Source organism: Pseudoalteromonas sp. 3D05 (assembly GCF_002723455.1).
In the GTDB taxonomy this organism is placed as follows: domain Bacteria; phylum Pseudomonadota; class Gammaproteobacteria; order Enterobacterales; family Alteromonadaceae; genus Pseudoalteromonas.
The window spans coordinates 74578-90099 of the sequence record NZ_PDUS01000013.1; the positions used below are offsets into that span (position 1 = coordinate 74578).

At 41.7% G+C, this 15522-nt stretch carries 11 protein-coding genes; 6 read left to right on the forward strand and 5 right to left on the reverse strand.

The window, feature by feature from the left end; all coding sequences use genetic code 11:
- The first annotated feature begins 10 nt into the window (after positions 1–10).
- Together CSC79_RS13690 and CSC79_RS13695 are read left to right on the forward strand one after the other, a co-directional pair.
- A complete protein-coding gene (locus tag CSC79_RS13690) occupies positions 11–2530 on the forward strand; it encodes an exo 1,3/1,4-beta-D-glucan glucohydrolase (RefSeq protein ID WP_099296326.1) in 2520 nt (839 codons plus the stop codon).
- Between the two features lie 177 nt (positions 2531–2707).
- The gene (locus CSC79_RS13695; protein WP_099296327.1) at positions 2708–3313 is read left to right on the forward strand and encodes a fumarylacetoacetate hydrolase family protein; all 606 of its coding nucleotides are present in this window, start codon (positions 2708–2710) and stop codon (positions 3311–3313) included.
- A 224-nt stretch (positions 3314–3537) separates the two neighbouring features.
- On the opposite strand, the gene CSC79_RS13700 is transcribed toward CSC79_RS13695, so the two are convergent.
- From CSC79_RS13700 to CSC79_RS13710, 3 genes are all read right to left on the reverse strand, one after another.
- On the reverse strand, positions 3538–4506 hold the full coding sequence (locus CSC79_RS13700) for an ABC transporter substrate-binding protein (RefSeq protein WP_180270438.1): 969 nt from the start codon (positions 4504–4506) through the stop codon (positions 3538–3540).
- Between the two features lie 108 nt (positions 4507–4614).
- A complete protein-coding gene (locus CSC79_RS13705) occupies positions 4615–5667 on the reverse strand; it encodes an aldo/keto reductase (RefSeq protein ID WP_099296328.1) in 1053 nt (350 codons plus the stop codon).
- Positions 5668–5678: 11 nt separating this feature from the next.
- Positions 5679–6107 carry a thioesterase family protein gene (locus CSC79_RS13710; RefSeq protein WP_099296329.1) on the reverse strand — a complete coding sequence of 143 codons (429 nt, stop codon included), beginning with the start codon at positions 6105–6107 and terminating at the stop codon, positions 5679–5681.
- Between the two features lie 124 nt (positions 6108–6231).
- On the opposite strand from CSC79_RS13710, the gene CSC79_RS13715 reads away from it, so the two are divergent.
- From CSC79_RS13715 to CSC79_RS13730, 4 genes are all read left to right on the forward strand, one after another.
- Positions 6232–6432 carry a hypothetical protein gene (locus tag CSC79_RS13715; RefSeq protein ID WP_099296330.1) on the forward strand — a complete coding sequence of 67 codons (201 nt, stop codon included), beginning with the start codon at positions 6232–6234 and terminating at the stop codon, positions 6430–6432.
- 69 nt (positions 6433–6501) lie between these two features.
- The gene (dinB, locus tag CSC79_RS13720) at positions 6502–7554 is read left to right on the forward strand and encodes a DNA polymerase IV (RefSeq protein ID WP_099296331.1); all 1053 of its coding nucleotides are present in this window, start codon (positions 6502–6504) and stop codon (positions 7552–7554) included.
- Between the two features lie 316 nt (positions 7555–7870).
- Positions 7871–9553, forward strand: a complete 1683-nt coding sequence (locus CSC79_RS13725) for a carbon starvation protein A (protein WP_099296332.1) — start codon at positions 7871–7873, stop codon at positions 9551–9553.
- A 124-nt stretch (positions 9554–9677) separates the two neighbouring features.
- Positions 9678–11201, forward strand: coding sequence for a leucyl aminopeptidase family protein (locus tag CSC79_RS13730; protein WP_099296333.1), 1524 nt, complete (start codon positions 9678–9680; stop codon positions 11199–11201).
- A gap of 62 nt (positions 11202–11263) precedes the next feature.
- Here CSC79_RS13730 and CSC79_RS13735 read toward each other — a convergent pair whose 3' ends face one another.
- Positions 11264–12901 (reverse strand): methyl-accepting chemotaxis protein, encoded by a 1638-nt coding sequence (locus tag CSC79_RS13735; RefSeq protein WP_099296334.1) that lies wholly within the window; start codon positions 12899–12901, stop codon positions 11264–11266.
- A gap of 317 nt (positions 12902–13218) precedes the next feature.
- On the reverse strand, positions 13219–15444 hold the full coding sequence (locus CSC79_RS13740) for a S9 family peptidase (RefSeq protein WP_099296335.1): 2226 nt from the start codon (positions 15442–15444) through the stop codon (positions 13219–13221).
- Positions 15445–15522: the final 78 nt, after the last annotated feature.

The window sequence follows — 15522 nt, forward strand, 5'->3', positions numbered from 1 at the left end:
GGTGCAAACCATGACTTTAAATAAACCATTCACACTATCGGCGCTACTAATAGCGACAATTGCGATGAACGGCTGTTCTGGCCCTGATACTAAATCTGGAAACGAGAATAGTGATTTACAAATTTGGCCCACCATTTCAACGGGTATTAAAGACGATGCCGACATGGAAGCTAAAATAGCCAAACTGCTGTCGAGCATGACATTAGAGCAAAAAATAGCACAAATGATTCAGCCTGAAATCCGTGATATTACGGTTGAAGATATGCGTAAATACGGCTTTGGTTCATATTTAAACGGCGGGGGAGCTTTCCCTAATAATAATAAACATGCCTCAGCTGCTGACTGGATAGATTTAGCTGAAAAAATGTATCAAGCTTCGGTTGATGATTCATTAGATGGTATCAGTATCCCAACTATGTGGGGAACCGATGCTGTGCATGGACACAATAATGTCATCGGTGCGACGCTATTTCCACATAACATTGGCTTAGGGGCGACAAATAATCCCGAGTTAATTGAGAAAATAGCAGCAGCTACAGCACAAGAAGTAATGGTAACGGGCATTGATTGGGTATTTGCACCTACTGTTGCTGTAGTGCGAGATGATCGCTGGGGCCGTACTTATGAAGGATACTCTGAAGACCCTCAGATAGTTAAATCGTACTCTGCGGCAATTGTAAAAGGCTTGCAAGGCGCTACAGACGAAGACTTTTTATCAGATAGACGTGTGATCAGCACCGTTAAACACTTTTTGGGTGATGGTGGTACGCAAGGCGGTGATGATCAAGGTAATAATATAGACAGTGAAGCGGATTTGTTTGCTATTCACGCGCAAGGGTACGTAGGTGGCTTAAGCGCGGGTGCGCAAACGGTTATGGCATCGTTTAATAGCTGGCATGGTGAAAAAATACATGGTAGTAAGTACCTCCTTACAGATGTACTCAAAGGGAAAATGGGGTTCGATGGATTCGTTGTTGGCGATTGGAATGGTCATGGGCAAATCCCTGGGTGCACCAACGGTGACTGTGCCCAAGCCGCTAATGCAGGCTTAGACGTATATATGGTTCCAACAGATGCATGGAAACCCTTGTATGAAAACCTAATTAAACAAGTCAAAAATGGCACTATTGCGCAATCACGTATTGATGATGCCGTTACCCGTGTTTTACGTGTAAAAATGCGAGCAGGCTTATTTGACAAACCAAGCCCAGCAAAACGTCCATTGTCAGGTAAAACAGAAGTGATCGGGAGCGCAGAGCATCGTGAAATCGCAAAACAAGCTGTTCGTGAATCACTTGTTCTACTTAAGAACAAGCAGCAATTGCTGCCTCTATCACCTAAGGGGAATGTGCTTGTAGCAGGCCTTGGGGCTGATAATATCGGAATGCAATCCGGCGGTTGGAGTATTACTTGGCAGGGAACGGGCAATGAAAATAGTGACTTTCCAGGTGGTACGTCAATTTTGGATGGTATTAAACACACCGTTGTGCAGGCAGGCGGGCAAGTTCAGTATGACTTAAATGGTGAGTTTAATACCCGTCCAGATGTTGCAATTGTGGTATTTGGTGAACAGCCATATGCAGAAGGTAATGGTGATTTAGATAACCTTGAGTATCAACGTGGTAATAAAACCGATTTAGCTTTATTACGTAAGTTAAAAGACAAGGGAATTCCCGTTGTGTCTTTATTCATAAGCGGGCGACCAATGTGGGTAAACGCTGAATTAAATGCCAGTGATGCTTTTGTAGCAACTTGGTTACCTGGGACAGAAGGAGATGCTATTAGTGATGTGTTATTTTCGCACGCTGAGGGCTCTGTAAATTACGACTTTAAAGGCAAATTATCGTTTTCTTGGCCCAATAATCCAGTGGATAATCACAACCGTGGCGATGAAGACTACACCCCATTGTTGCCATACGGGTTTGGTTTGACGTATTCAGACAAAAACACGCTCAGTGATGACCTTGCAGAGCAAAGCCAATCATCACAACAACTTGAAGATTTAGTGATGTTTGAGCGTGCAGTTAAATCGCCGTGGAGCCTTGTGTTACAAAGCGCAGAGCAAAAAAAGACCATGGCTAGTAGTCGTGAGTCTGTAGGTTCTGTCAGTGTTAAAACGTTTGATAAAGATGTACAAGAAGATGCACGAGCAATCAGTTTTACAGGCAGTGAAACCGCTGCTGTGCGTTTGATGGCTGCATTTCCATCAGACTTGCGCTCATACGTTGAGAAATCAGGTCAACTGCAGATGCAAATTAAAGTTGATCAGGCTGCTGATGCGCCGCTTTGGCTTGGTATGCAATGTGGCGATGACTGCCAGGGGAAATTTGATATTTCAGAGCAGCTTAAGGGGCAAAATGGTTGGCAAACCCTGAACATAGATTTAGCGTGCTTTGCAGATCAAGGTGTTAACTTATCTCAGGTATTCTCACCTTGGCAAATAAGTACGTCTGCAGATTGGCGTGTATCAATTGCTAAATTAAGTATTCACACTAATCGTGAGACTTCCTCTGCAATAACTTGCCAGTAAAACCAGCTCAATCCCTTTTAGCAGGTGCTTAGCCCATTAGCACCTGCTTTTTGACTATTCACATCCTGTATATTCTATTTTTCCATGCTAACTCATTGATGAAAAACATTAAGTTCTGTGCTACTGTGATTGGAAAATGAAATACCACGTTTAAACTCTAAATAAAGGCTGTTTAAAATGACCCCATCTTTATCGTTAGCCCCCTCAAAGATTGTCTGTGTTGGACGAAATTATGTTGATCATATTAACGAGTTGGGCAATCAAATAGCCGACCAGATGGTGGTGTTTAATAAGCCAAACACGGCGATTGCGACTCAATTGTTGAGTGAGCATAATGGGGAACCTTTACATTTTGAGACTGAAATTTGTTTTAAAATACAACAAGGCCGCCTAGCTGAGGTGGGGGTAGGGTTAGATCTCACTAAACGTGACTTACAATCCAAACTAAAAGCAAAAGGCTTACCGTGGGAGCGAGCCAAAGCATTTGATGGCTCTGCTTTGTTTAGTCATTTTGTACCAATAGAGCAAGATGATATCGCTGGATTAAACCTTTCGTTAAGTATTAATGACCATCTTCAGCAGCAAGGTAACGTCGAGTTGATGCTCTACAAGCCATCAAATATTTTAACGCAAATAAGTGAGTTCATGACCTTGAATGACGGCGATATAATTATGACTGGCACGCCAGCTGGTGTAGGCAGGGTAATTGCCGGAGACGCTTTTAAAGCGAGTATAATGTGTGCAGACCAGTTGCTTATTGAAGTATCTTGGCTGGCGGTTTAGCTAGGGTCAGTTGACCTTTGAGGATTAAAATTTGTTCAAACTAGGGGCGGTTTAATCGCGGCGCGAGGTTTGTAACCTAGTGGGCTAAGTCAAAACCGAGCAAAGCTACCGCGTCCTGCTAACGCCCCTTACCTACATCCATGTAGGTAACAAAGAGTAAATCGCCCCTAGGCTGAACCCGAAGGGCAGCGCCTGTTTGGCATTGATGCTGCGTTATCGCCTATTTATGGGGAATAACCACACCACATAGGCGCTGCCTTGCCTAAATACCAAACAGACTGCTGCAAATTTAACCTTGAAAGGTCAACAGACCCTAATATATTTTGCTGGTAAATTTGATTAAAATTACTAAATGAGTTTTCTAACCAAAAGTGCTGGCCCTGTTGGTAGGTTTTTGAAGGAAGTATCTTTTGCGTCAGTACCTTATTTATTTTTTTTATAGCTTGTTGGGCAAACCCATTTGGTGCACTTGATGAACAACCAACAGCACCCATTACAAAGGGCGCTTGATTTGCTTCAAAATTTAAAGAGACAATTCTGTTGAGTTTATTTTCACGGTTAAAGTAATCAGCCATAAATGGGTAATCAATTGTGTAGTCTATATAACCATGATTAATCCGTGAAATAACTGTTTTAGATTCATTTTCACTGCTCCAGCTTAAAGACGCTGAATTATATACCTGCGTATTTCTTGCTATCTCATTTAGTTTAGGGGTGAATTTTCTTGCTGCACTTTGGCCAAACACAAATTCGGGATCAATAAGCAAGTTGACTAGCTTCACTGGCTGGCCATGTTTTTTATTTATTTTAGTGGCGTTTTTGGTTGTGGTAATAATACGAAAGGGTGGGTATACCGCAGTGGGTATTGAATAGGTTGCTCTGGCGGTATCTGTGGTCCGGTGAATCATGCATGGGAAACACACATTTCTACCTTCGTCTAAATTTTTTCCTATGCGCTTTTGTGGCATCACAATCCGGGTGTGTTTGAGTGATGGCAAGTACTCTATCAACTGCTCGATAAGATTGTCACATAACCCGCCGTGCGGATTGAGTTTCGTTTTATTTAGGTGAAAGGGAGGGGTCGCACTTTGCAGCCACGTAATTTCTTTTATCGTGCCAGCGGTGTCAGCAAGTGTGCCTGGTATCCATAGTAATAAGAGCGCTGCGCTTTTCCTGTACCACCATTTATTCATTGATAAACCCCAACTAAGTTGTTAATTCTCGAATTAATTATAGAAGGTTTTTAATGAGCTGCTAATGATTAACCATTAGCAGCTCATTGTTTTTTTCATCAGTATGTATTAAAAAGGGACAGGGTATTGCTGGTATACGTGTGCAATATCATCTAACGTTTGTTCGCTTAGTTGAATATTAAACGCATCTATATTTTCTTTAAGCTGCGCCATGCTGGTGGCACCAATGATTGTTGATGATACACCGTCAACTTGATTACACCATGCAAGGGCTAATTGTGCAGATGTAATGCCTAGTTGCTTGGCAATCTCCATATAATGGTTGATTGCTTGCTCTGATGCTTGGGTATTACGGAATAAACCATTACGCTGCGATATTGTCCAGCGACTACCACCAGGGCGAGCGCCATTTTGATATTTACCACTGAGCATGCCGCCACCAAGCGCAGACCAGGGAAGGTAGGCAACATCCTCATGAATGCATTGTTCTATTAAGTAAGGCCAATCTTTGCCATGAATAAGGCTAAATTCGTTTTGAATAGACACCATACGTGGCAAGTTATGCTCATCACTTAGGCGTAAAAATTGGCTAATTCCCCAAGGGGTATCATCAGACAAGCCACAGTGCTTAATTTTTCCTGCTTTTACACAGTCATTTAATCCCTCAAGAATATCGAGCATGCTGGCAGTGTTTTGTTCGGTGTCTGCATCACTAAAGCGAATTGTGCCCGGAAAATGACGGCCAAAGTGTGGCGTCGAGCGATTTGGCCAGTGTAATTGGTATAAATCGATTACATCGGTTTTTAAGCGTTTGAGTGAGTCCTCAACAGCATCAATAACGGATTGGCGAGTAATATCACCGCCTTCTCTTACCCAAGGTAAGCCATTACCCGCAATTTTAGTCGCAATCACAATATCATCACGCTTGGCTTTATTTCGTGACACCCAATCACCGATGATGGCTTCCGTTTTGCCATAGGTCTCCGCAGAAGGTGGTACCGCATACATCTCTGCGGTGTCAATAAAGTTAACACCGTTGGCCAATGCATAGGCTATTTGCTCATCTGCATCAGCTTGTGAGTTTTGCAAGCCCCAAGTCATACTTCCTAAACATACGCGAGAAACATTGACTCCACTTCTACCTAATGGACTATATAACATGGCTATTCCTTTTATTCTTGCGAGTAAGTTTTTAGCGCCTCGATGAGCGGGTCACTTAAGGTGGCTTTTTTACCTGTTTTAAAATTAAACATAACGACTTGTGATGATCCAACGGTTGTTATGGCATTTTGTTGCTGACTAAAAACAGTGTAGTGCATCATAAAACGATCAGCTTTAATATCGCTGATTGTTACACCGACAAGTACGGTATCAGGAAATGTCACCGGGCGTTTATAGCGAGCATTATTTTCGCTGATCACAGGCCCTACACCCGTTATTTGTAGGTCTTCGAGAAGGTTTACTTGATTAAAGAAGTCAATGCGAGCGGTTTCAAAGTAACGAAAATATACCACGTTGTTCACGTGTTGCAGGGCATCCATTTCACCCCACGCTACATTTATTTTAGTGTGGATAGGGTATTGTTCTATAAACGATTGCATAGCAAAGCTCTATTAATTTAAAGAATCGTTAGGTTAGCAATATGGCGCTTTTAGCTCAAGGAGATTAGAGTTTTTATAAAAACACCCCTATATTTAATTAATGATGGACGTGAAGGAGTTGATTATGCAATCGATTACAAGGAAAGCCCTTAAGTGGAGTGCTTTATTCATTTTGATTTGCTTGTCATTAACTTGCTATGCAATGGGCAATGCGTCAGGGGCTATTATTTTGGTTGCGCTTGGTTTTGTACTTGAGGGTGTTTTTTGGTTGTTTGGTCATAAGTTGCTTACACGCAAAAAATCCCCTAGCCCTCAGTCACATTAACAAACTTGCTAATCAATAAAACTTAATTAATAATAGCTGTTCATATATACAGTTGTTTGGTTTAGGGGAATGAAAAAGTTTATTCATATCGACATGGATTGCTTTTATGCGGCCGTTGAAATGCGAGATAACCCATCGCTTGCGAATGTCCCCTTGGCGATAGGGGGAAAAAGCCGCAGAGGGGTACTCTCGACCGCAAATTATATTGCTCGGCAATATGGCGTACGCTCGGCAATGTCAAACTACCATGCAAAACAATTATGCCCTGATTTAGTTATCGTACCAGGGCGCATGCACGTATATAAAGAGATATCTAAGCAAATCCGCGCGATATTCCACGACTATACTCCCCTAATAGAACCTCTATCATTAGATGAGGCATACCTTGATGTGACCGATAGCACGGCATGTAAAGGCAGCGCTACGTTAATTGCGCAACAAATTAGAGCAGATATATTTGCAACGACGGGGTTAACCGCCTCTGCTGGAATTGCACCAATTAAGTTTATTGCCAAAATTGCCAGTGATGAAAATAAACCAAATGGTCAATGTGTTGTGCTACCAGAAAATGTAGACGACTTTTTAGCAACTCTGCCACTTGGAAAAATCCCCGGCGTTGGTAAGGTCACATTAGGGAAGCTTAACTTAAAAGGGTTATATACCGGGGCTGATGTATGTGAAAAAGGGGTTAACTGGATGCAACAGCATGTGGGTAACTTTGGTGTATCGCTGTACCAAAAGTGTGCGGGGTTACACATTGGCACAGTATCAACAGAACGGGTTAGAAAATCGCTAAGTGTTGAACATACTTATGAATATAACAAAACCAGCTTACAAGAGTGTTTAGAACAATTACCTTCGTTATTAGAGGAGTTAACCCGTCGGTTAGCTAAGCAGCAGTTAGAGCAGCAAATTAATAAATTAAGCGTAAAAGTAAAGTTCGCAAACTTTGTAGTAACGTCAGCAGATCAGGCATCTCACCAACTTAACTCAGGCATCTTGAGTGAGCTGTTAACTAAAGCATATGAGCGTGGAAACCAGCAGCCAGTGAGGCTACTAGGGATTGGAGTTGGTATCAAAAGCGAACCACAACAGCACCTACAGTTAAGCATATTAGACTAAAGGTTTAGAGTCAGAATAAGGGAATTATTGTTAGGGTGTAGATTGAACATAATTCTATTGTGTCGCTTCAAAAAATCAGGTTGAAAGCTTTAACAAAGTGGGGAATAAACCTTGCTACGAGTTAGTGGTCACCTGTCTTTTTAAAGTAATAAATACAATTAGGTAACGTGTTTTTTAAAACGTATATAACCGATTTGCTAATTTAATGGATGATTATCTTTTTTAAATTTGCTGTCAAAATAACGCGCCGCACTCAACCTTGCTTGTATTGTGTGCACACACGGGTATATCAATTTTAATTATAAGAGAGAATGCTATGCAATCAGTCGTAATTGTACTGCTGGGTATGGTTGGAATGCTTTTTGGTTGGTTTGTTTATTCTAAATTTATCGCCGAGAAGATTTTCAAAATGGACGACAATTTTGTCACACCCGCGCATGAGTTAGAAGATGGTGTGGATTATGTGCCAACAAACAAAGTCGTTCTTTGGGGGCATCATTTTACCTCCGTTGCCGGAGCCGCACCAATTGTAGGGCCCGCTATTGCTGTTTACTGGGGCTGGGTGCCTGCAGTGCTTTGGGTTGTGTTTGGTACCATATTTTTCGCCGGTGTGCATGATATGGGTGCTTTGTGGGCAAGTGCGCGCAATAAAGGTAAATCCATGGGAGCACTCTCAGAGTCAGTTATAGGCAAACGTACTCGTGCTTTGTTTATGATTGTTGTTTTCCTTGTATTGTTGATGGTTAATGCCGTATTTGGCGTGGTCATTGCCAAGTCGTTCATTAACAGCCCTAATGCTGTGTTTCCTGCATGGTCAGCCATTGTGGTAGCGCTTGTTATAGGTCAGCTACTGCGCAAGAAAGTATCGCTTATCCCATTGTGTTTTATTGGCGTTGGGATCTTGTACTACACCATCTATTTAGGCAGTAGCATGCCCATTATGTTACCAGATGAATTGTTCGGTTTATCTGCGAATGCAAACTGGATAATTATCTTATTTATTTACGCTGCGATAGCGTCTTTATTACCTGTTTGGATGTTATTGCAACCACGTGACTTTATTAATGGCATGCAATTGCTTGTTGGCTTGGTGCTGTTATACGGAGCTGTATTTGTATCTATGCCAGATATCACGGCACCTGCATTTAATACCCAAACAGCCATGGATACCCCGAGTATTATTCCGCTGTTATTTGTGACCATTGCCTGTGGTGCGGTTTCTGGATTTCACGGCATTGTGTCATCAGGAACGAGCTCTAAACAATTAAATAAAGAGACTGATGGTCGCTTTGTAGGCTATTTAGGTGCGGTTGGTGAAGGTATGCTTGCATTAATCACGCTGGTGGCTGTCAGTGGTGTTGCCTTAGCGGTATCACCTGAGGAGTGGCATGAAATATACAGCCACCTAGGGGCTGGTAGTGTGGGAGCCTTTGTTAATGGTGGCGCAAATTTGATTGAAAGCGGTTGGGGTATATCCAACGAAATAGCGTCAACATTGCTTGCTGTTATGGTGGTGTTATTTGCTGGTACTACAATGGATTCTGGCGTTCGCTTACAGCGTTATATTATCCAAGAGTGGGGCGATATCTATAACATAAAAGTGATTAAAAATGGTGTGATAGCAACACTCATTGCTGTTTTGAGCTGCTTATTACTCGCGTTTGGTGCAGGTGGCGCCAGCGGAAGCGGGGGGATGATTATATGGCCTCTATTTGGTTCGACAAATCAAATTTTAGCAAGTTTAACTTTATTGGTTATCTCTGTAATTCTAATTAAAGCTAATCGCCCTGCGCGATATACTCTGATCCCAATGAGCTTTGTTTTAGTTATGGCATTCTTCGCGGGTGTTATCAAATTAGGCGAATATTACCAGCAAGGTAATTGGCTACTTGTGATACTTGATGTTGTTGTGCTGGTGATCAGTGTGTTCGTAATGCTTGAAGCGTGGTCTGTTATTGCAAAACACCGCCGCGATAACGCACTTAAATCTGGTAAATAGCAAGCAGTTTAAGCTGTAAAACTTAGTTGCCAGTGATGTGTTGACTCATCTCACATTACTGGCAATAGGTACTTAAATAAATGATAATAAGGTTCTAAGCTTTTTGACAACAGGACCTTTTTTTATGGCATACCCACATGCAGTTGCGGCCCCGCAATTAGATAACGCTAAACACGATGCGCTTATTATTATTGCTGATGACTTTTCACAGCTAGACGATCCTAACTTGAGTAAAGCAATTAAAGCTCAAATGGCTGTTGATGCCCGCATAGGTAAAAAAGTAACATTACTTGTTGTTGACTCTAAACGTGTGATTTTAGCACCAACAGGTCCTTTAAATCGTGACTATGATGATGTACGTCGATATTTTGATGCAGCAAAACTAGCTATCAATGAAGCAAAAGCGTCTGGTAGTAAAAAACCTGCTATTTTTCTTCCTCAAGCCAGCCAAGATACTCGTTACCAATATGCGTTAGAAGTTGCGTACTTAGGTGCATGCCAAGCATTATGGCAACCACTTGAAGCGCGTGAACACCACGGTGAGGGCATTGAGCCTATTACACAAATCGCGCTATTTGGTGCCTCAGAACAAACGATTAAAGCCGTTAACGCTATTGCAGCGGGACAATACGCAGCACGTGATTTGTGTGGTACTGAACCTGAGCGTATGGCACCGCCAAGGTTTGCTGATTATTGTGTTGATTTATTTAAAGACTCTAGCGTAAATGTCGAAGTAATTTCAGATATCAAAGCGATTGATAAAGATTACCCAATGATGAGTACGGTTGCCCGTGCATCGTATGCGGTAGAGCGCCATCACCCACGAGTAGTCAAACTTGAATATGTTCCAGAGGGAGAAGTTACCCGCACGTTGATGTTCGTTGGTAAAGGTTTGGTTTACGATACAGGCGGCGCAGATTTAAAAGTTGGCGGATACATGGCAGGCATGAGTCGAGATAAAGGCGGTGCAGCATCGGTTGCAGGCTTTATGAAATCAGTTGCTGACTTTCAACCAAAAGGCGTTAAGGTTATTGCCTTTTTAGCCGTGGTTCGTAACTCAATTGGCTCTGATTGTTTTGTCCCAGATGAAATTATTACTAGCCGTGAAGGTGTTCGTGTTCGTATTGGTAATACCGATGCTGAAGGGCGCTTGGCGATGGGCGATTTATTAAGTGAGATGAAAGACCTTGCTAAAAATGAAGTTAACCCTGAGCTATTCACTGTTGCAACATTAACAGGTCATGCTGCCCGTGCAATGGGGCCTTACAGTGCTTATGTTGAAAATGGTCCAGCACGTGTTGCTAATGTGTCTCGTAAGCTAGCCGATTGTGGTGATTTATGGGCTGATTGTGCTGAAGTATCACGTAGTCGTCGTGAAGATTACGATTTTATCAAACCACGCACTTTGGCTGATGATGTGTTATCAAGTAACAATGCAGCGTCTGCGGTCACTGCCCGAGGCCACCAATTTCCAATGGCATTTTTAGCGGTAGTTGGCGGGTTAGATAAGCATGGCAGTGAGTCAGCTCATCCAATTCCATATGTTCATATGGATATTGCTGGTAGCGGTGTTGAAGGCGGTGATTGGCAACATGGTAAACCTACAGCAGCAGGTTTAAGTAGCTTATTCGCACGCTATTGTTTGTAAGGTACGTGCAAGAAAAAAGCCCCGCTAATTAACATGGCGGGGCTTTTTGTTGCTTGAATTTTTTAATCCAATTTGAAACGATTTACGACATCATTCAGCTCTTGGCTGCTGTGCTTTAAATTATCACTGGCATCAGATAGTTGAGCCGTGTTTTGTAATGACTGTTCTGTTGATTGCGATAGCTCGTTAATTCGCAGATTTACTTCATCCGCAGCACTTGACTGTTGTTCAGTTGCCCGCGCTATTTGGCTGTTCATGTCTGTAATTACAGTTACAAGACGCTCAATCTCAGAGAGAGACATATTTGCAGTACCTACCTGTTCTACAGTGCGACTGGATAGTTGCTGGCTTGCGTTTACAGCGTCAACGGCCGCTTGTGCGCCTTTTTGCAGTTTTGCAATCATCGTTTGAATTTCATCAGTACTTTTTCCTGTTCGGCTGGCCAACGTTCGAACTTCATCTGCAACAACAGCAAACCCTCGACCTTGTTCGCCAGCTCTAGCTGCCTCTATTGCTGCGTTCAATGCCAGTAGATTTGTTTGTTCAGCAATGCCACGAATAACATCAAGCACCGATCCTATGTTGTTACTCTCTTGTGCCAAATCAGCTGTTACTTGGCTTACTGTTTCAATATGATGTGACAGCGTTTCAATCGCTTTAATTGTTTGTGCCACCACATTTTTACTATCAGATGCGTTAGTTGCCGCCTCGGCTGCGGCATGCTCTGCGGCTTCAGCATGGCGACTCACATCATGTATTTGGTTAGTCATTTGCGCCATAGCGGTTGCAACTTGGGTTGAGCTATCATTTTGTAATTCGATGAATGATAAATTTGTTTTGCTTGCCTCATCAATATTATGCGCATATTGATTTACGTTATTTGCACTTAAGGCTACATGTTTGAGTGATTCACGCATTTTATTTGTATATAAATTAAAGTGGCGAGAAAGGCGTGAAACTTCATCATTACCCTGCTCATTAAGTGCTTGAGTTAAATCGCCTTCACCCTGAGAGATATCTTTCATCATGTTGGCGGCAAGTTTTGTGGGTAATAAAATGCTGCGAGCAATTAAGTAACTAAGCCCAATTAGCAGTAAAATAATAACAGTTGCATTTATAATCACTAAATTGCGAAGGTGTGCAAAAGCTTTATCTATTGTGTCAATGTAAACACCAGAACCTACAATCAGTTCCCAGGGGGGAAAGCCTTTAACGTAGGCAATTTTATCAATGGGTTTATCGGCTCCAGGTTTTGGCCATTTGTAGGGAATGATCCCCTCACCTTGTTTTTTTACTAAGTTAACCATGTCAACAAATAGCAATACGCCATCAGGATCCTTAGTATTACTTAATGACTTGCCAATGAGCTCTGGTTTAAAAGGATGCATTACCATTGTTGGTGTGTAGTCATTAACCCAAAAATAATTATCCCCATCATAGCGCAGTGCTTTTAATGCGTTCAGCGCTGCTTGTTTGGCTTGTTGCTCATTCATTTTCCCGCTTTGTTGTAGTGCGTAAAAGTGGCTAAAAATACTGTGTGCGGATTCAACCAAGTTTTTTGTTTTAGTGTGTTGCTCAGTTTTCAACGAATCGTATTGCTGAGTCAATGTAGTAACACTTAACAACATTAAACCAATGACAACAACGCATACTAATAGCGCTAATCGCTGAAAAATTGTAAATCGACGCAGGTAAGACATAGCTGTTCTCAATAAGTTAATGTGTTTGCTCGTTATTGTGTGTTGTTGCACCAGCTCTAATTTAAGAGTCTTTAAGGTATTGCTTGAGTGTTTACTAGTTTCTCAGTATTTACTAAGATTTTATTAAGTTGAAACTTACCTAATCGGAGTAAGCACTCTTAATTAAGTGTAGTAAAAACAGGTAATATATCTAGGGTCTGTTGGCCTTTGCTGTAGGTTTATCGTTTTAAAACTCACAGAAAGTGGAAGATAAGCAAAAAAAAAAGGCTGATTTTTGCAATCAGCCTTTAGTGAAATTTTAATGCTTTTTAAACAACTTATTTCACGTCAAAGTGACGGTTAAAGAAGTTAGTAATAGTTTGATGTAAATGTGTTTGCACTTGTTTACCGCGTAAGCTGTGTTTTGAGCCTGGGTAAGTCATCATTTCAAACTGCTTTTCATTATCTTGCAGTTGTTTAAATAACTTGGTTGCGTGGGTAAACAATACGTTGTCATCAGCCATACCGTGATAAATCATCAGTGGGCCTTTTAGACCGTCAGCGTACGGGAACACCGCGCTATTTTTATAACCCTCAGCATTTGTTGCTGGGTGAGATAAATAACGCTCGGTATAATGCGTATCGTATAAAGCCCAATCAGTTACTGGCGCGCCAGAAACACCCGCTTGAAAGTAATCGCCAGCTTTAAACATGGTCATTAATGCCATGTAACCACCATAACTGTGACCATAGATACCAATACGTTGAGGATCTACATAATCAAGCGTTCGTAAGAACTCGACGCCTTTTATCTGATCGGCAACTTCTACTTCACCTAAGTTTTTGTAGATGGCATCTTCAAACTTTTTACCACGGTTGTAAGAACCACGATTGTCGAGTTGAAATACCACGTAACCCTGTTGTGCCATATATTGGAAATATAAGTTTTTACTACGCCAGCTGTTAGTAACACGTTGTGCGTGCGGGCCACCATATACGTTAACAAGTACAGGGTGTTTTTTACTATTATTCACTGTTGCAGGTTTAAATAAACGGTAGTGCATAACTTGACCGTCTTCTGCTGTTAAGGTGCCGTACTCAGGCTCAGCTAACTCGTCAAGGAAAGGGGTTAGTGGGTGGTTATTATCAAGCTTATTTTGTTCAAGCCATGTAATAAATTCACCATTTACTTTGCGAAGTGCAGCCGAGTTAGGTTGATTAACTGACGAGCTATTATCAATAAAGGTTTTACTGTCTTTAGCCATAACCACTTTATGATAAGCACCTTGCTCGGTGATACGTTCAATATCACCTTTTTTAAATAATGGTACGCTGTATAAATGGCTTTCAAGTGGTGTATCTTTGCGGCCAGCAAAATACACAATGCCTTTGTTCTCATCAATGCCTTTTAAGCTATCAACAACCCAGTCTCCGCGAGTTATTTGACGAACAAGTTTGCCATTAGTACGGTATAGGTAAAGGTGTTTAAAACCATCACGTTCAGACGCCCATACGAAATGCTTTTTGTCTTTTAAGAACTGTAAGTCAAAATGTAAGTTGATCCACGTGTCGCTGGTTTCAGTTAGGGCAACTTTTTGTTTTCTAGTGTTGGCATTGTAAAAGCGCAGCTCTAATTTATGTTGTGAGCGGTTTTGCCATTGGTAAGATAACGTCGTGTCGTCTTCTAACCATTTGGCACGCGCAATATAAATGTCTTCGTTTTTACCTAAATCAATCCAATCAGTTTGCTGGTTATTAATTTTTACCACACCCAGTTGAATTTTTACGTTATTGGTGCCAGTAAACGGGTAGCGTTGATTAAATAGCTTAACTTCGTCAGCGTAAATTTCGTTACGAATAGCTTCTTTTACTGGGCTTTCGTCAATACGCGTGAAGGCAATTTTTGACTCATCACCTGCCCACCAGTAGCCAGTCATACGGCCCATTTCTTCTTGGGCGACAAATTCAGCCATGCCGTTTTTAATGACGCCGCCGCCATCTTTGCTAAGTTGAATCTCTTTACCCGATTTAAGGTTTAGCGCAAATAAATTCTGCTCACGTATAAAAGATACAAAATTCCCTTTTGGCGAGAAACGAGCATCGGTTTCAAATGCATCGGTATCTGTTAATTTACGGCTTTTTGCGGAGGCTAAATCGTAGTAATAAAGGTCGCCATTTAGCGGAAAAAGAAGGGCTTTACCATCCTTTGACCATTTATATTCCAAAATACCTTTACCAAAAATGCGCTGGCGCTCACGGCGTGCCTTTTCTTCGTCTGATAGGTTTTCAGGGCCAGAAAAAAGTTGTGCCGAATCGACTAGTAAGCGATTTTTGTTGTCTTTTAGATTGTATTCCCATAAATCATAGCGGTTGTAATCGTCGGTTTTACCTTGTAGGTAAGTAACACGGCTACCATCAGGCGAAAACTTCAGCTGCACAGGGGCTTTGCCCGCTAAACTAGGGTCGTCAAAAATACGCTCTAATGTGAGAGGTTTTGCTTGCACGGTTAGTGTTGTAGCTACTAAGGGCAGAGCCCATGAGAGGTGTTTGATTTTTTTTAACACGTAATTACCTTCGCTCGAATAAAAACTGCCATGATGTTAAAGCCAAGCGTGGGCAACTGCAACTAAATGCTATAAAGT